The following is a 17599-nucleotide window of genomic DNA, read 5'->3' as shown; positions in this document are numbered from 1 at the left end:
TTCATTGAGTGAGAAATTTACGATTGACAATAAGCACATAAACCCGTTCAATGTGTGAGCTATCTAGCAGAAGAGGAGCACTGCCCAGGCAGGTGTTTTGTGGAGCCTCAACTCCAATACAGAACACTCAGGGGGAGTAGTGCCGAGATGGATCAGAATTGTGGTTCTGGTTTGTCGGTTGAACGGGCTGAATCCCTTCAACTGTCATCAGTACTATGCTGATGAAGAGCTTCTGAGGAAACCTTTCAAAGTACACCTCTCTTTTTTGCTCTAAGAACACTCTCTTCAAAACATTGGACGTTGGATTACCAACCATTTTAATTTCTGGGAAGTCTGGGAGAAATGCCGTGAGTGCATTCAATGTCGCCAAATTTGGCGGTACAAGTGTTGCGAATTTTGAAGCGATGAGCCGTTGCTCTGCCATCATCGAAAATAATCCACAAACCAAACTAGTCGTAAGCAGCGCCTGCTCTGGTGTGACCAATCTATTGGTGGAATTGGCAAACGGTGTGCAGGAAGCTGAACAGCGTCTGGCAATCGTAAAGCAGTTGGCGGATATTCATGATGCGATTATTGACCAGTTGGCGGACCCGACTCAGGTCGAAAAAGAGGTGCACACCATTTTAGACAGCGTGGCCAGCGCTGCTGAAGCGGCCTCGTTCCAATCCAGTAAGAAACTGACCGATCATCTGGTTGCCTGCGGCGAACTGATGTCGACTTATATTCTGGCGCAGCTGATGCGTGAACGCGGCGTCGATGCGGTGCGTTTTGATATTCGTGACGTCTTACGCACCGATGATCATTATGGTCGCGCGGAACCGCAGGTTGATGAGATCAAACGTCTGGCCAAACAAACGCTGGTGCCGCTGTGCCAGCAACATGTGGTCGTCACGCAGGGCTTTATCGGCTCAGATGAGCAAGGTAACACCACCACGCTGGGCCGTGGCGGCAGTGACTATTCAGCTGCCTTGATTGCTGAAGCCGTTGAAGCCAGCGGCCTCGAGATCTGGACTGACGTACCGGGCATCTACACTACAGACCCACGCATTGCGCCTAAAGCAGCGCCAATCCCGGAGATCAGTTTCAGCGAAGCGTCTGAGATGGCCAATTTTGGCGCTAAAATCCTGCACCCTTCCACGCTGGTTCCGGCGATTCGTCACGGCATTCCTGTGTTTGTCGGTTCGTCTAAAGAACCGGAAAAAGGCGGTACCTGGATTCGTCAGGAAGTGGAAAACTCACCACAGTTTCGCGCGCTGGCTCTGCGCTGCAACCAGACCATGGTGACACTGCGCAGCGCCAAGATGTTTCATGCCTACGGCTTCCTGGCTAAAGTGTTTGAAGTTCTGGCCAAGTACAAAATTTCCGTCGATCTGATCACGACTTCAGAGATCAGTGTGTCGCTGACTCTGGATAAAACCGACACGTCTGGTGGCGCGCCGGAACTACCTCAAGAAGCGCGGGCCGAATTGGAAGAACTGGCGACAGTCGAAGTGGAACACAATCTGTGTTTGGTGGCGTTGATCGGCAACCAGATGGAGACCAAAGGCTACGCCAAGCAAGTGTTCAGCACTCTGGGTGACTTCAACCTGCGCATGATCTGTTACGGCGCCAGCGATCACAACCTCTGCTTCTTGGTTGATGCACCTGTTTCAAAGAATGTGATTCAGAAACTGCATCAGGATCTGTTCGAGCTATAATTGGGTTTCGTTAGCAAAACGCATAAACAAAAGGTCACCCTCAGGTGACCTTTTGTTGTTTCTGTACTTTGTTGTTTCAGTGCTTAGCCGTTGATATTTGGCCCCAACCATTTTTCGGCTTCAAGGTTATCCCACCCTTTGCGCTCAGCGTAGCTCTGCACCTGATCATCCTGAATCTGCGCAATGGCAAAGTAGCGTGAATCCGGATGCGAGAAATACCAGCCCGACACTGATGCGCCCGGCCACATCGCATAACTGGTAGTCAGCGACATGCCAATCGTCTCTTCAACCTTGAGCATCTCCCACAAGGTACCTTTCTCAGTATGCTCAGGACACGCTGGGTAACCGGGTGCCGGACGAATTCCCTGATATTTTTCGCGAATCAGCTCATCGTTCGACAGGTTTTCGTCAGACGCATAGCCCCAAATTTCCTTACGCACTTTTTCATGCAGATATTCAGCAAACGCTTCGGCCAGACGGTCGGCCACCGCCTGAATCATGATCGCGTTGTAATCATCACCCTGTGCTTTGTACTGATCCGCCAGTTCACGTTCGCCAATACCGCCCGTGACCGCAAATGCCCCAATCCAATCCTTTTTACCACTTGATTTGGGCGCAATGTAATCCGATAAGCAGTAGTTCGCCCCTTTCGGCTTATGGGTTTGCTGACGCAGGTTATACAGGGTGTGGGCCACTTCCGTACGCGACTCATCGCGGTACACTTCAATATCATCCCCCACACTCGCCGCCGGGAACAGCGCACACATACCGCTGGCTTTCAGTAAGCCTTCACGCTCAACCTTGTCCAACAATTCGTTGGCATCCTTAAACAGACGCTGAGCCTCTTCGCCCACTTCTTCATGTTGCAAGATCGCCGGGTATTTGCCCATCAGCGACCAGGTCATGAAAAATGGCGTCCAGTCGATGTACTGACGCAATGTAGATAGCTCAAAGTGCTCAAATACGTGAACGCCGGGTTTGGCCGGAACGGGTGGTGTGTAGCTGCCCCAATCAATCGGCGCCTTATTCGCACGTGCTTCCTCGAGTGTTACCGGACGAGTCTTCGGCGTTTTACGCGCATGCTGATCACGTGTACGTTCGTAATCCAGGTTCAATTTTTCAATAAAGGCCGGACGCAATTCGTCAGACAGCAGTGAAGTACACACCCCCACCGCGCGCGAGGCATTGTTTACATACACCACAGGCTGATGGTAGTTCTGCTCAATCTTCACCGCGGTATGCGCTTTCGAGGTCGTCGCACCACCAATCAGCAGCGGCAAATCAAACCCTTGGCGTTCCATCTCCTTGGCTACGTGTACCATTTCATCCAGCGATGGTGTAATCAGGCCAGACAAACCAATGATATCGACGTTTTTCTCACGTGCCACTTTAAGGATCTGTTCACACGGCACCATCACGCCAAGGTCAATGATTTCGTAGTTATTACACTGCAATACCACACCGACAATGTTCTTACCGATGTCATGCACATCGCCCTTCACTGTCGCGAGCAGGATCTTGCCGTTGGTTGATCCTGACTGCTTTTCAGCGTTGATGAACGGCTCTAAATGCGCCACCGCTTGCTTCATCACGCGCGCCGACTTCACCACCTGAGGCAGGAACATTTTGCCTTCACCAAACAGGTCACCGACGACGTTCATGCCGTCCATCAGCGGACCTTCGATCACTTCCAGTGGCTTGCTGGCATTGACGCGTGCTTCTTCAGTGTCTTCAACAATAAACTCAGTAATCCCTTTGACCAACGCATGTTCCAGACGTTTGGCGACCGGCCAGGTACGCCATTCAAGTGCAGAAGCATCATCCTGTTTGCCAACCGCATTTTCACGGTACTCATCGGCAATTTCCAGTAAGCGCTCAGTCGCATCGTTATGACGGTTTAGAATCACATCTTCGACCGCTTCACGCAGCTTCTCTGGCACGTTGTCGTAAATTTCCAGCTGGCCGGCATTCACGATGCCCATGTCCATGCCGTTTTTGAAACAGTGATACAGGAACACGGCGTGGATCGCTTCGCGCACATAGTTATTGCCACGGAAGGAGAACGACACGTTGGATACGCCACCGGAGATCATGGCGTGCGGCAAATCGCGTTTGATGTCCGCTACCGCGTTAATAAAATCAAGCGCATAGTTGTTGTGCTCATCGATACCCGTTGCGACCGCAAAGATGTTCGGGTCGAAAATGATGTCTTCTGGCGGAAAGCCGACTTCATCGACCAGAATATGATAAGCGCGGCGACAGATTTCCAGTTTACGTTCACGAGTATCGGCCTGGCCAACTTCATCGAACGCCATCACAATCACCGCAGCACCGTAGCGACGCACGAGTTTCGCCTGCTGAACAAATTTCTCTTTGCCCTCTTTGAGGGAAATGGAGTTCACGATGCCTTTGCCCTGAATGCATTTCAGGCCCGCTTCGATAACTTCCCATTTGGATGAATCGACCATTACCGGAACTTTCGAAATCTCCGGCTCAGACGCACACAAGTTAAGGAAGCGCACCATACAGGCTTCAGCATCTAACATGCCTTCGTCCATGTTGATATCAATGATTTGCGCGCCGTTTTCGACCTGTTCACGCGCGACATCCAGCGCTTCGTCGTATTGTTCTTCTTTTATGAGGCGCTTGAAGCGAGCTGAACCCGTCACGTTGGTGCGTTCACCTACGTTCACAAACAAGGTTTCTTTCGCGATGTTCAGCGGCTCCAGGCCAGAGAGACGACATTCCACATTGAGTGTCGGCAAAGCGCGAGGCTTGACGCCTTCAACGGCTTTCGCCATCGCAGCAATGTGCTCAGGCGTCGTACCACAACAGCCACCCACTAAGTTCAGGAACCCCGTTTTTGCCCACTCTTCAATATGTTCGGCCATCTCTTCGGCCGAGAGATCGTATTCACCGAAGGCGTTTGGTAAGCCTGCGTTAGGGTGAGCGGAGACATGGCACTCAGCTATGCGCGACAGTTCTTCCACATATTGACGCAACTCGTCAGGGCCCAACGCACAGTTAAGGCCAAAAGAAATTGGGCGCACGTGACGCAGCGCGTTGTAAAAAGCTTCGGTCGTCTGACCCGATAAGGTGCGGCCAGAGGCATCGGTAATGGTGCCCGAAATCATCACCGGCAACTCAATACCTAATTCTTCAAACACCGACTCGACCGCGAAAGCACACGCTTTTGCGTTCAGCGTATCAAAGATGGTTTCAATCAGGATGAGATCGCTGCCGCCCTTAATAAGTGCGCGAGTCGATTCAGAATACGCCTCAACCAGTTGATCAAAGGTCACATTTCGATAACCCGGGTCGTTCACATCCGGAGAGATAGAGCAGGTGCGGTTGGTTGGGCCAAGAACACCGGCGACATAGCGAGGTTTATCCGGCGTTTTCGCCGTCCATTCGTCCGCTGCTTCGCGAGCGAGCTTCGCCGCTGCAACGTTGATCTCGGCGCTCAGCGACTGCATGTCGTAGTCAGCCATCGCAATGGTGGTGGCATTGAAGGTGTTAGTTTCAAGAATATCCGCCCCGGCTTCCAGATAAGCGGAGTGAATCTCTTTAATCAGCTGAGGCTGGGTAAGCACCAACAGGTCGTTGTTCCCTTTCAGGTCGCTGTGCCAATCGGCAAAACGTTCGCCGCGGTAGTCCTGCTCTTCCAGCTTATATCCCTGGATCATGGTGCCCATACCACCGTCGATCAGTAAGATACGCTGTTGAAGTTGCGATTCGATTTGGTGTCTTACATTAGTTCCCACAATACAGCCTCATTCCTTTTTTGCTTTTCCGACATCCTATCACACATTGATTAGAAATCTAGACGTCTAAAATAGCTAATTGGCACTAACTTATTCCACCTCGAACTGATAAAAGTGTACATAAAAAAGTGTTTGCTATTTACCCAGCATCGAAGGACAATTTCGTTCATATTTTGTTACACAACGAGAAGAAAATGTCGGTCTACTATACTCTGTGCTTTCTATCTGCTGCGGCAATGATGATCGCCTTTTTAAACAGTAAGATAGGTAAGATGCAAACCACGATTGCGATCACCGCAGGTTCCATGTTGCTTTCCTTACTTATCCTTATCGCCGGTCAAAATGACTGGTTTCATCTGACTCAAATTGCCACTGAAACAGTCACCAGTATTAACTTCGAAAACTTCCTGCTGAAAGGTATTCTGGGCTTCCTGCTGTTCGCCGGTGGTCTTGGCATCAAACTGCCAAACCTGAAAGATCAAAAGTGGGAAATTACGGTTTTAGCGCTGGGTGCGACACTCTTCTCAACCTTCTTCATCGGATTTGGCCTGTATGCCTTCTGTCAGCTTATCGGTATTCACTTTGATCTGGTCTACTGCCTGCTGTTTGGTGCACTGATTTCCCCAACCGACCCTATCGCCGTTCTGGCCATCGTGAAAAAGCTCAACGCTCCGAAACGTATTTCGACTCAGATCGAAGGCGAATCGTTGTTTAACGATGGTTTTGGCCTGGTTATCTTCGTAACGATCTTCACTATCGCGTTTGGCCATGAAGCTCCGACGGTCGGCAGTGTTGTCGGTCTGTTTGCTCAAGAAGCAATGGGCGGTATCTTCTACGGCTTCCTGCTAGGTCTGCTGTTCCACTACTTAATCAGTGCCACTGACGACCACTCGATGGAGTTGTTGCTCACCATCGGTATCCCAACCGCAGGCTATGTCTTCGCCGATGTAATTCACGTTTCTGGGCCGCTGGCGATGGTCGTATCAGGCATCATGATCGGTAACTGGACTCGCTTCATCGGCTTCTCTAAAGAGAGTGAAGAACACTTGGACCACTTCTGGGAACTGGTTGACGAATTCCTTAACGGCGTGCTGTTCCTGCTGATCGGTATGTCGATGCTGCTGTTTGAATTCCACGAAGAAGACTGGATCATGATGGCAATCGCGGTTCCACTCGTACTGTGCGCTCGCTACCTGAGTGTGTTCGTGTCTTACATTGGATTTAAGCGCTACCGCAAATACAACCCTTGGTCGATTAAAATTCTGACTTGGGGCGGTCTACGCGGTGGTCTTGCACTGGCGATGGCATTGTCTATTCCATCCGGCATGATGATCATTCCAGACAAACTGATCGATGTAAAAGAACTGATTCTGGTGATGACCTACGCTGTGGTGGTATTCTCAATTCTGGTTCAAGGCTCGACCATTACGCCAATGATTGAAAAAGCTAAGAAAGCTGAAAAAGAGATGGAACTGGAACAGCAAGTCGCTCTGAACAAAGAAGCGCAACCAAAAGAGCAGCAGGAACAGAACGTTTAATCCCTCCCGCCTTTAAAATAAAGCAGAAAAGCAGTAACTTCGGTTACTGCTTTTTTATTATCTTGAAAACGCACATAACTTTATCTTCACATCTTCCTACCGAATTTATCACTACTATCCCTTCTTCGAAGATCCTCATTTCTCATTTGCAGCCAGAACATGGAGCCTAGAGCTGCATGAATATTATTAGTTTTAATCTTCTCTCTTGTGTGAAACAAAAGTGACTGAGTCATAAACATTCGCCATACCACGACTGGCAAATAACCAGGATACACATCAATCGATGAAAGATTCAGGAATCTAATAATATTGCTGACAGGCAGGAGATCTAAACCAGACAAACGAGCCGCTGTTCTTATCCAAAAGTCAGCTCCAAAGCCAGAAACGCCTATGAGCGATGTTCCTTTGTGATTAGTCGAGTTTGATGCTAGTGAAGCAGGTATGCAAATAGGTCGGTATTGAGAAGGGGAAACTCTTTATTAGTGTCGGTATGAATAAAACCTTGCCACTGCAGAGTAAGGGTAGCGAAGTCTATCTATCTTTACCAAACAGAGGCGCGATGACAACAAAGCAAAGGGGTAAGAGCCTGAAATAGGTAGCGACCCGTTAGGAATAACGCTTAAGAGCGACAAAGCGCTGGGGCATAGAGAGAAAGAGGAGAGCGAAGCGCTCAGTGAGGCCGGAGAGTGTGGAGGTTTACCCACTCCCCAGATAGCAAAAAACCCCAGCATTGCTGCTGAGGTCTTAAATAAGTGGCGGAGCGGACGGGACTCGAACCCGCGACCCCCGGCGTGACAGGCCGGTATTCTAACCAACTGAACTACCGCTCCGCACTGGTTAGACTCAAGAGTCTAAATTTAAAGCCTGGCGATGTTCTACTCTCACATGGGGAAACCCCACACTACCATCGACGCTGTTTCGTTTCACTTCTGAGTTCGGAATGGAATCAGGTGGGTCCAAAACGCTATGGTCGCCAAGCAAATTCTTAAAATTCGGAAAGCTGTTTTCGTTCTCACAACACGCGACAACATCACCCTCGGGCGCCCGCTGGCTGACGACCGCGACGTGATGGACGCTGCCAACCGCGCCGGCGTGACCGTGTTTACCCAACAAGACCCGGCAGGACTGGAGCGTCAGGTCGGTGAAGGCGGCCTGCTGCTCTCCGGCGGTCAGCGTCAGGCGGTCGCCATTGCCCGCGCCCTGCTCGGCCGTCCGCCCGTGCTGCTGATGGATGAGCCCACCAGCGCGATGGACAACCGCTCTGAGCTGCAAATCAAACATCAACTGAGTCAGCTCACCCCGAGTGAAACACTGGTGCTCATCACCCACAAAACCACCATGCTGGATGTGGTCGACCGGGTGATTGTGATGGAGAAAGGCTGCATCATCGCCGACGGCCCGAAAGAGATGGTGCTCAATGACCTGCGCCACGGCAAAGTGAGAGTGGTGCAGTAAACATTTCACCTCTTAATGAAAGCGACAGGGTCAAAACTGTCGCTTTCTTTTTGCCATGTGAAAACGTCTTACTATATGGAAAATAAAATATTTTTATTCTCGATCAGATTCTGACACCCAGCTTCTGCTAAAATCACATTTTTCCGTCTGGCGTAAACGAATCACTGTGCAGCTACCCAATCAAATTCGGCTCTACTGGGCCAATAAAACCATTAATTATTGTGTACTGATCCTGATTACCTTGCTTGGCGTGGTGATCCCTGCCTGGCATTACAATCTCAATACCTGGGTCACACCGCTTATTCTGGGGGTGATCGCTGCCGCCCTCGCCGAGCGAGACGACAGCTTTACTGGTCGTCTTAAGGCGATCACACTGACGTTTATCTGTTTTGCGGTCGCCGCCTTTTCGATTGAAATTCTGTTCCGCACCCCACTACTGTTTGCGATTGGTCTGTTTATCTCGACCTTCGGTTTTATCATGCTCGGCGCGATGGGTTCGCGCTACGCCAGTATTGCTTTTGGCTCCTTGCTGATCGCCATTTACACGATGTTGGGTGCCCACCAAAGCACCAACATCTGGTTCCAACCGCTGCTGCTGCTGACGGGTAGCGCCTGGTATTATCTGGTTTCGATGATCTGGCATGCGTTCTGGCCAATGCAGCCGGTACAACAAGATCTCGCTAATGTCTTCGTACAATTAGCCAACTACTTTGACGCAAAATCCAAGCTGTTCCACCCGGTATCTAACTTGGTTCCGCAGCCGTATCGTATTACCGAAGCCAACCTGAATGCGGCCACCGTTAACGCATTAAACCAAGCCAAAGCGACGTTTCTCACCCGTTCGAAACGCGGTCATGTCGACAGTGCCAGTGACCGCTTTCTGAAAATCTATTTTCTGGCTCAGGATATTCATGAGCGAGCCAGTTCCACACACTATCGCTATCAGGATCTGGCCGACAATTTTGGTCGCACCGATGTCCTGTTCCGTTTTAAGCATCTCTTGGAAACTCAGGCCAAAGCGTGCCGCGAAATCGCTCATTCGATACGTATTGGCCGCAGCTACCAACATGGCAGCGAATCGGTATTGGCGCTGGATGAACTGCAACTTTCTCTGACTCATTTACAGGAACAAAAACGGCCGGAATGGAAGATGTTGCTCGCCCAGCTCGGCTATCTGTTCAATAACCTCGCCACTGTGGAAAAGCAGCTCAGCAACGTTTCCAACCCGGATGTTTCCAAACCGGAAGAAGATGTGCTGGATGATACCGAAGCCCACACGCTCAAAACCATGTGGCTGCGTATTAAAGCTAACCTGAACAGAGATTCCTTGCTGTTCCGCCATGCAGTACGCATGTCGATTGCACTGACGCTGGGTTACGGCATTTTGCAGGGACTCGGACTGGAACGTGGCTACTGGATTCTGCTCACTACCCTGTTTGTTTGTCAGCCCAACTATGCGGCGACGCGTCAAAAGCTCACATCCCGGATTATCGGCACATTGGCTGGTTTACTGATTGGTGTGCCATTGCTGACATTCTTCCCTTCTCAGGAAAGTCAGTTGGTGTTGATCGTCTTTTCCGGCGTGATGTTCTTTGCCTTCCGACTCAACAACTACGGCTACGCGACCGGCTTTATCACGCTGCTGGTACTGTTCTGCTTCAACCAATTGGGTGAAGGGTTTGCAGTAGTCTTGCCGCGCCTGGCCGATACTCTCATTGGCTGCGCATTGGCGGTTGGCGCGGTTATCTTTATCCTGCCGGACTGGCAATCTAAACGACTACACAAAGTGATGGCCGATGCGATTGACGCCAATAAACAGTATCTGGGGCAGATCATCGGCCAGTATCGGATTGGTAAAAAAGATAACCTGACTTACCGTATCGCCCGTCGTAACGCGCACAATCAGGATGCCGCGTTGGCGGCGGCGGTTAGTAACATGCTGGCAGAGCCGGGAAAATATCGCACCGCAACAGACGAGAGTTTCCGTTTTCTGACGCTGAACCACGCGCTGCTGAGCTACATTTCTGCGTTGGGCGCCCATCGTACTCGCATTGATGATGAAATCGTCCATCAACTCGTGCTCGATTCTCACCGCGTTATCCACCAACATCTGGACGTTTTGTATCAGCAGCTCTTCACTCACTGCGGTGATTGCGATACCAGCACGATTGATGATTCCGGGCTGGAAAAGAGACTGGCAGAATGGCGGGAAGAAGATGACAGCTCCGCACGTATGGTGCTCCAACAACTGCATCTTATCTATCGAATGCTGCCGGAATTGCATTCGCTGGCCAGCAAGTTTGCGGTTCGAGTTGGTTAAATATGCAACAAGTTTAAAGGGAGCCAAATTGGCTCTCTTTAACGTTTTGTTGGATAAACCCTGACAATGTTCGGACAAAAAAACATCGTTCAAATACTATTTTTGTACTCAGAAAAATCTTACAGAGTAAGACGGCCATGGGATATGAATACGAAGGATTGTTTCCGAAGAGTCGCAGTAGTCAGAGCGTGAGTATGAATACCATCCAGTTTGAACAGTTGAAATCACAGTTAAAGTTAATGACGCCGCAACAGCTGAAATCGTTGCAGGGCGAAATTCGTCATTCGTTGGAACAAGAACAAACCAGCTTATTGACCGACGAAGAGATGGATGTCATTGCGAGCTTGTTTTCCTGAGCAACTTGCACTTTCGAATATCCGAACTTAAGCTTTTAACAGTCTAGAGGAAAACCAATGCCTGTTTCAGCCGTACAACCGGGATATTCGATCATCCAACAGTCATCCAAAATGGCTGAGGATGCTGCGCGCGAAATTCAGCAAAACAAAGCTTACAATCCTGTCGACATCACCGATAAAGCCATGGAGTTCAATAAAGTTGAGCTCGATAAACCCCGCCGTAACGATCCCGTTGATCCTCTCATCAAACTGAATCAGTCCCAGCAATACGGCCGCATTGGCACCAACGTTTTGCAGCGCGATCAGGATATGATCGGCAGTCTGCTTGATATCAGCGTCTGACTCCCACAGTCTCCCATTTTCTCTCTCCCGTTTTGTGCAAATTGTCAGTGTGTGTGTCGAAACATTGAGTTTGCGCCGCTCATCGGTACAATGCACCCAAATTTTTGAATCAGTATCGCTATGCCAAAACTAAATCTGCAGCGTCGTGAAGGTGCCAGTGCTCTACAGCAAGCATTAACGACCGAACAGTTCACTTCTGCACTAGAACCCAAGCACACGCTTCCCACGACCAAACTGACCTCTAGCCCCGCGCTCACCGAGAAGCATGTTCAGCAACGTTGGGAGAAGCTGGCATTAAGCAGTGCGCAAGACGCGTTGTTTGATCCGGTCACTGAACAGCAGATGACGGCATACGAAAAAAATATCGAGTATTTCATTGGCACCGTGAAAGTACCAGTTGGCGTAGCCGGGCCACTTCGCATCAATGGGCTGCATGCCAATGGCGATTACCTTGTCCCATTGGCGACCACCGAAGCAGCACTGGTGGCCTCTTATCATCGTGGAAGCCGCCTGCTCACCGCCGCTGGCGGTGCCAGTGCAATGCTGCTCAATGAAGGCGTGAGCCGAACTCCGGTATTTGCCTTTTATAATCTGGCGCAGGCCGGACAATTTGTCGCTTGGGTGACCACGCAATACGATATTTTTAAGTCGATCGCCCAATCCACCACGGCGCACGGCAAACTGCATGACATCAACGTGACTCTGGAAGGCAATCATGTCTATCTGGTGTTTGAGTATCTGACTGGAGATGCGTCAGGGCAAAACATGGTGACGATTGCCACCAACGCCGTGTTTGAATTCATCATGCAGCATTCGCCGATTGAACCTGAGTACGCATTTCTGGACGGAAACCTGTCTGGTGATAAAAAGGCCAACAGCCACGTACTGCGCAGTGTGCGCGGAAAAAAAGTCACCGCTGAAATCCATCTGACTGCAGCGCTGGTGAAAAAGTATCTGCACACCACTCCGGAAAAGATGGTCCAGTTTGGGCACATGACCACGCTCGGGGGCGCGTTGAGCGGTAGCATCGGTGTCAATGCGCATTACGCCAATGCGCTGGCAGCACTCTACGTCGCTTGTGGTCAGGATGCGGCTTGTGTGGCGGAATCCGCAGTGGGTATTACCCGCATGGAAGTGAACAAGCACGGCGGCCTTTATGCGAGCGTCACCCTGCCGAATCTGATGGTCGGTACTGTAGGCGGCGGTACGGGTTTACCGAGCCAGAAAGCCTGTCTCGATATTCTTGGTTTAGCTGGCAATGGTCATGCCCGAGCCTTGGCGGAAGTTGCGGCCGGGCTATGTCTGGCTGGTGAACTGTCCATCGTTGGCGCATTCAGCGCAGGTCATTTCTCGCGTGCGCACCACAAACTGGCTCGTGGCTAACCAAATCACTTCCTAATAAAAAAAGCCTTCTGTATCAGAAGGCTTTTTTGTCATACATGACTTAATGCGACATCGCGCTGGGATACGCTCACCCCTTTGATCTGCGCGTAAACCGCCATACCCGGTTGTAGTGCGAGATCCTGCAACGCCCATTCGGTGATGGTCGCCCACAAGAAGCAATCCGGAGCCAGTTCCAGCTTCAGAGCAATACTTTTCTTATGTTCACCTTGTTGATGGTGCTCAATATTCGCAATATGCGCAGCAAGAATATTCCGAATGGAGGTCTTGCCGGGTTTATCGAGTGTCACTGAGACATCGTTGGCTCGAATCTGTAAGCGAATCGGCGCATTCAGCTCTCCATCCACCTGTTGCACCCAAAGACCCACTTGCGGAGCCAGCATAATCTGAGTTAAGCCAAATTGGGGATGATGCTGGGCGATGTTACCGGAGAAGAGCGTGCTCTGATCGCTGAACGATTGCCACGGACGCATGCTGTGCGATGACCAGACTTGTTCAATCGGCCCCGAAGCCACCACACTGCCCTGCTCAAGCACCACCAGATGTTCGGCCAGACGCAGAATCTCATTCATACTGTGCGTCACATACAGGATTGGAATTTCCACTTGCTGCGCCAACTGCTCAAGAAACGGCATCACTTCACGTTTACGGGGCATATCCAGTGAAGCCAGCGGTTCATCCATAAGCAGCAAATCGGGTTTAGACAGTAGCGCCCGTCCAATCGCCACGCGCTGCTTCTCACCACCTGATAACGCGCTCGGATAACGATCTAACAAAGGGTCCAGTGCCAGCAGGGAAACAACCGAAGCAAAATAGTTGGCATCTTTCTCGCGCACGCCGTAATTCAGATTACCGCGCACCGTGTAGTGTGGAAATAATCTGGCTTCCTGAAACACATAGCCAATCCGGCGCTTTTCTATCGGCAGATTGATGCCTCGTTCGCGGCTGAACAACACACGTTTCTGAACCGTTATCTCGCCGCTGTCTGGCGAAATTAACCCGCTGATAACGTTAATCAACGAGGTTTTGCCTGCGCCAGAACGGCCAAAGATGGCGGTAATCCCCTTGCCTGGTAGCGTCAGCGACACATCAAGTTTGGTTGAGCCTAAGGTTTTCGTAAACTGCACTCGCAACGCGCTCATCGGCTGACCCCCAGTTTACGTTTCATTCTTCGGCTGACCCACTCAGAGATAAAGAGTGAAAGCAGTGCAATCACAATGGAAATAGTGCACAGCCTAGCTGCTTCCATCTCTGCACCCGGCGTTTCCAGAAAGTTATACATCGCCAACGGAATAGTTTGCGTCTCACCGGGGATATTCGAGACAAAACTGATGGTCGCACCAAACTCACCAAGGCTGCGGGCAAATGAAAGCATTACCCCCGTAATCACGCCCGGCAACGTCAGCGGTAACGTAATGGTCGCAAACACTTTAAGCGGCGATGCGCCTAGCGTGCGGGCCGCCTGCTCAAGTTTAGGATCCACGCTTTCCAGGCTGAGCCGGATGGAACGAACCATCAACGGCAAAGCAATCACCACACACGCCAGTACGGCACCACGCCAGCTAAAGCTGAACGAGATACCAAACCAGGCATCCAGCCACTGGCCAATAGCGCCCTGCTTGCCCATGGATATCAGCAGCAGATAACCCACCACCACCGGCGGCAGCACCAATGGCAGATGCACTAAGCTATCAAGCGCACTTTTGCCCACGAACTCTTTGCGTGCCAGCAACCAACCAATACCCAAGCCGATTGGCAGCAACCACAATACGGCATACCCAGCCACTTTGAGGCTGAGCAGGAGTGCCGTTAATTCGTAGTCGCTTAGCAGCGTGATATTACCCAGCAAATTTCTCAGTTCCCATATCCGTGCGGAAGCCGTAATGCTCCATCACCGCTTTAGCTTTATCAGACTCCAGAAATTCGACAAACGCACGGCTGGCGTCTTTATCGGTAATTTGCACCAGCGGATAGTGAATCGCGCTGTGCAGCGCGGGATCAAACGTCGACACGATTGCCACGTTGTCGGTCAGAATCGCATCGGTTTTATACACCATACCCAGCGGTGCTTCGCCGCGCTCAACCAAGGCCAAAGCCAGACGTACGTTGTTGGTCTGCGCCAGTTTCGGTTGTACGGTTTCCCACACGCCCAAGTTGGTCAGCGCTTCTTTGGAGTACATACCAACAGGCACAGCATCGGTATTACCGACTGCCATGCGAGAGTCTTTCAACACGCTTTGCCACTCTTGCTTGTTGGCAACATCAAACGGTTTTTGTTCTGACTTCGCCGGTTTGATCAGCACCAGCTGGTTTCCTGCCAAAAGAGTGACATTGTCATGCTTAACAATTTTCTTTTCGATCAGATGTGAAACCCATTTTTCATTCGCGGACAGGAAAACATCGGCCGGTGCACCACGTTCAATCTGACGCGCCAATGAAGAAGAACCGCCGTAAACAGGTACCACGTCGACATCGTGATCCGCTTCATACGCAGAAATAAGGTCATTGACCGCGTTGGTCATAGAAGACGCTGCGTAGATGTTAACGGTATCTTTTGCCCAAACAGGCGTGCTGGCCAATACAGCACTGAGCAAAAACGCAATTTTTTTTATTTGAGTGTTCATGATGAGAGTCCATTGAGTTCTGGCCATAATAAAGCAAGATTCAGATGCTGCTCGATAGCATCAGCAATACGGTCGATCGCCTGCTCTTTTGCTGCAACATGATCATGCACTTGAATTGCGTCTGCGCCGGCCCACTGACAAATCAGTTCGGCGGCAGAAAAGGTATCAAATATACCGTGTAAATAGGTGCCAAGTATTTGATTGCAGTCACTGACTCGGCCATCTTGCTCACCATGGGTAAGTTCAATCACCCGTGTGCAGTTTGACGCTGGCGAAGACACACTGCGGCCGACGTGAATTTCGTAGCCGGAGACGGGTGTAGACTTACCGTTAAGATGTAAAGTTCCTTCTACGTTGGTGAGCTGCTTCTCGCCCGTCAGTGTCGTTTCCATGGCGAGTAAACCCAGACCTTCGCTGCTGCCGGGCTGACCTTCGACCCCTTCGGGATCATGTACCCATTCGCCCAACATCTGATAGCCACCACAAATTCCCATCACTTTGCCACCTAAACGCAAATGACGCTGAATATCTTTGTCCCAGCCTTGCTGCTTCAGATACTCCAGATCAGCGCGAGTCGATTTGCTGCCAGGCAGAATGATGAGGTCGGCACGGTCTAAACGTTCACCCTTACCCACATAACGCAGGTTAATATCTGGATTGAGTCGCAACGCATCAAAATCGGTATGGTTGCTGATGCGGGTAAACACTGGCACCACAACATTGAGTTTGACCTGCTGGCCGACAATTTGACTGGCCGTGATTGCATCTTCCGCTTCCAGATCAAAGCCGTGCAGATACGGCAGCACACCAATCACCGGCTTGCCTGTTTTTTCTTCCAGCCAGTCGAGACCGGATTGCAACAAACGAATGTCGCCACGAAAGCGGTTGATCACAAAACCTTTGACCCGGTTCTGCTCAGATTCAGACAACAGTGCCAACGTGCCAAACAGATGCGCAAAAACGCCACCACGGTCAATGTCGGCCACAATAATAACGGGCACATCCGCTTCTTCGGCAAACCCCATATTGGCAATGTCATTTTCGCGCAGATTGATTTCTGCCGGGCTGCCTGCCCCTTCAATCATGATGCTTTCGTATTCACTTTGCAGACGAGAGAAGGAATCTAACACCGTATGCATCGCCACTTTTTTGTAATCATGGTAGCCGTTGGCCTCCATGTTACTCAGTGCGCGCCCCTGTAGGATCACCTGCGCTCCGGTATCCGAGTTCGGTTTCAGCAACACCGGATTCATGTGCACGCTCGGCTCAATTCCACAAGCAAGGGCCTGAACTGCCTGTGCGCGGCCAATTTCACCACCGTCCGGCGTCACCGCGCTGTTGAGCGCCATATTTTGCGGCTTGAAGGGGGCAACACGAATCCCTTTTCGGGCCAACACCCGGCAGAGACCTGCCACCAGAACACTTTTTCCGGCATCGGACGTGGTGCCCTGCACCATCAGAGCGTTTAATGACGATTTCATAATTCTACTTATTGTGAAGTTTGTCTCATTGTATACCTGATCTGCTTAAAAAACAGAAGCCTGTAAAATGAACCGAAGATTAATAAGCAACTCAGTCAATATTCAAGCTAAGCATGATGAAATAGCCTCACTGAACAAAAACACCCAAATAAAAAAGGAAATCATCATGAAAACATCAACGGCTTTTATCGCAGTTTCAACGCTGATCCTTGCTCCGACTCTGGCCTTTGCCGGCGAAAAGCACCATGAGCGTAACCAAATTCAGTTTAACGGTCCGGTTGAGGTTTCTTCGGTCCAGTCACTGCTGGATGACAGCACTCTGTTCGGTGACAAAGATGTGGTGGTTGAAGGCCATCTGCTGCGTCAAGTTCGCAAAGATACCTTTGTGTTCTCGGACGGAAAAACCGAGATTCAGGTTGAATTAGACGATGACATTCAGCTCAATGCTCCACTGGATCCGCAAACCAAAGTCCGTCTGTACGGTGAGTTTGAAAACGGCCGCACACCCGAAATCGAAGTCGACCATATTCAACTGCTTTAGTTGTCAGTGGTAAAAAGTATGTCCTAATGCCCACTTTCACGATTCAAGTGAGTGTGTGAGACGCTATTAGATTGAATTAT

Annotated in this window: 13 protein-coding genes, 1 tRNA gene, 1 rRNA gene and 1 riboswitch; of the genes, 8 read left to right on the top strand and 7 right to left on the bottom strand. The window is 50.5% G+C overall.

Annotation, left to right across the window (positions count from 1 at the left end; translation table 11 throughout):
* The first annotated feature begins 62 nt into the window (after positions 1-62).
* A riboswitch (Lysine riboswitch) is annotated at positions 63-240 on the top strand.
* 107 nt (positions 241-347) lie between these two features.
* Positions 348-1697: a lysine-sensitive aspartokinase 3 gene (gene lysC / locus LGV68_RS10025; protein WP_020433254.1), complete on the top strand. Its 1350-nt coding sequence runs from the start codon at positions 348-350 to the stop codon at positions 1695-1697.
* An 83-nt stretch (positions 1698-1780) separates the two neighbouring features.
* Here lysC and metH read toward each other — a convergent pair whose 3' ends face one another.
* On the bottom strand, positions 1781-5461 hold the full coding sequence (gene metH / locus LGV68_RS10020; protein WP_238854545.1) for a methionine synthase: 3681 nt from the start codon (positions 5459-5461) through the stop codon (positions 1781-1783).
* 194 nt (positions 5462-5655) lie between these two features.
* Here metH and LGV68_RS10015 point away from each other — a divergent pair, with 194 nt between their 5' ends.
* A complete protein-coding gene (locus LGV68_RS10015; protein ID WP_020332203.1) occupies positions 5656-6999 on the top strand; it encodes a sodium:proton antiporter in 1344 nt (447 codons plus the stop codon).
* A 753-nt stretch (positions 7000-7752) separates the two neighbouring features.
* Here the strand turns inward: LGV68_RS10015 and LGV68_RS10010 are convergent.
* Positions 7753-7829: transfer RNA gene (locus LGV68_RS10010), tRNA-Asp, on the bottom strand.
* 32 nt (positions 7830-7861) lie between these two features.
* Positions 7862-7977 (bottom strand): 5S ribosomal RNA (gene rrf / locus LGV68_RS10005).
* Positions 7978-7980: 3 nt separating this feature from the next.
* Here rrf and LGV68_RS10000 point away from each other — a divergent pair.
* The 5 genes from LGV68_RS10000 (at position 7981) to LGV68_RS09980 (ending at position 12855) form a co-directional block, all read left to right on the top strand.
* Positions 7981-8454 (top strand): ATP-binding cassette domain-containing protein, encoded by a 474-nt coding sequence (locus LGV68_RS10000; protein WP_354668708.1) that lies wholly within the window; start codon positions 7981-7983, stop codon positions 8452-8454.
* A 166-nt stretch (positions 8455-8620) separates the two neighbouring features.
* Positions 8621-10774: a YccS family putative transporter gene (gene yccS / locus LGV68_RS09995; protein ID WP_172566399.1), complete on the top strand. Its 2154-nt coding sequence runs from the start codon at positions 8621-8623 to the stop codon at positions 10772-10774.
* 194 nt (positions 10775-10968) lie between these two features.
* Positions 10969-11130 (top strand): hypothetical protein, encoded by a 162-nt coding sequence (locus tag LGV68_RS09990; RefSeq protein WP_020433698.1) that lies wholly within the window; start codon positions 10969-10971, stop codon positions 11128-11130.
* 57 nt (positions 11131-11187) lie between these two features.
* Complete coding sequence (locus LGV68_RS09985; RefSeq protein ID WP_020329302.1) at positions 11188-11472, top strand: hypothetical protein; 285 nt, start codon at positions 11188-11190, stop codon at positions 11470-11472.
* 120 nt (positions 11473-11592) lie between these two features.
* Positions 11593-12855 (top strand): hydroxymethylglutaryl-CoA reductase, encoded by a 1263-nt coding sequence (locus tag LGV68_RS09980; protein ID WP_047457962.1) that lies wholly within the window; start codon positions 11593-11595, stop codon positions 12853-12855.
* A gap of 50 nt (positions 12856-12905) precedes the next feature.
* On the opposite strand, the gene modC is transcribed toward LGV68_RS09980, so the two are convergent.
* Genes modC through LGV68_RS09960 form a run of 4 tightly spaced genes read right to left on the bottom strand, consistent with a single transcriptional unit; the run spans position 12906 to position 16978 of the window.
* Positions 12906-14015: a molybdenum ABC transporter ATP-binding protein ModC gene (gene modC / locus LGV68_RS09975; protein ID WP_252536674.1), complete on the bottom strand. Its 1110-nt coding sequence runs from the start codon at positions 14013-14015 to the stop codon at positions 12906-12908.
* Positions 14012-14704 carry a molybdate ABC transporter permease subunit gene (modB, locus tag LGV68_RS09970; protein WP_038127823.1) on the bottom strand — a complete coding sequence of 231 codons (693 nt, stop codon included), beginning with the start codon at positions 14702-14704 and terminating at the stop codon, positions 14012-14014. The genes modC and modB overlap by 4 nt, the downstream gene beginning before the upstream one ends.
* Before the next feature lie 7 nt (positions 14705-14711).
* Positions 14712-15497 carry a molybdate ABC transporter substrate-binding protein gene (modA, locus tag LGV68_RS09965; RefSeq protein WP_252536672.1) on the bottom strand — a complete coding sequence of 262 codons (786 nt, stop codon included), beginning with the start codon at positions 15495-15497 and terminating at the stop codon, positions 14712-14714.
* Entirely contained in the window at positions 15494-16978 is a 1485-nt protein-coding gene (locus tag LGV68_RS09960) for a cobyric acid synthase (protein ID WP_222783800.1), read from the bottom strand. Before LGV68_RS09960 ends, modA begins: the two co-directional genes overlap by 4 nt.
* A gap of 166 nt (positions 16979-17144) precedes the next feature.
* Here LGV68_RS09960 and LGV68_RS09955 point away from each other — a divergent pair, with 166 nt between their 5' ends.
* Positions 17145-17519: a NirD/YgiW/YdeI family stress tolerance protein gene (locus LGV68_RS09955; RefSeq protein WP_020433707.1), complete on the top strand. Its 375-nt coding sequence runs from the start codon at positions 17145-17147 to the stop codon at positions 17517-17519.
* Positions 17520-17599 lie beyond the last annotated feature (80 nt).

This window comes from Vibrio sp. LQ2 (assembly GCF_023920125.1).
Classification (GTDB): Bacteria; Pseudomonadota; Gammaproteobacteria; order Enterobacterales; family Vibrionaceae; genus Vibrio; species Vibrio fluvialis.
The sequence above is the reverse complement of the archived record's forward strand: the minus strand, read 5'-3'. Positions and strand labels throughout refer to the sequence as shown.

What these genes read in the sequence shown, in the direction of transcription:
- LGV68_RS10015 (WP_020332203.1), top strand. Translation starts at nt 5,656, where the DNA reads ATGTCGGTCTACTATACTCTGTGCTTTCTATCTGCTGCGGCAATGATG.
- LGV68_RS09990 (WP_020433698.1), top strand. Translation starts at nt 10,969, where the DNA reads ATGAATACCATCCAGTTTGAACAGTTGAAATCACAGTTAAAGTTAATG.
- LGV68_RS09985 (WP_020329302.1), top strand. Translation starts at nt 11,188, where the DNA reads ATGCCTGTTTCAGCCGTACAACCGGGATATTCGATCATCCAACAGTCA.
- LGV68_RS09980 (WP_047457962.1), top strand. Translation starts at nt 11,593, where the DNA reads ATGCCAAAACTAAATCTGCAGCGTCGTGAAGGTGCCAGTGCTCTACAG.
- modC (WP_252536674.1), bottom strand. Translation starts at nt 14,015, where the DNA reads ATGAGCGCGTTGCGAGTGCAGTTTACGAAAACCTTAGGCTCAACCAAA.
- modA (WP_252536672.1), bottom strand. Translation starts at nt 15,497, where the DNA reads ATGAACACTCAAATAAAAAAAATTGCGTTTTTGCTCAGTGCTGTATTG.
- LGV68_RS09960 (WP_222783800.1), bottom strand. Translation starts at nt 16,978, where the DNA reads ATGAAATCGTCATTAAACGCTCTGATGGTGCAGGGCACCACGTCCGAT.
- LGV68_RS09955 (WP_020433707.1), top strand. Translation starts at nt 17,145, where the DNA reads ATGAAAACATCAACGGCTTTTATCGCAGTTTCAACGCTGATCCTTGCT.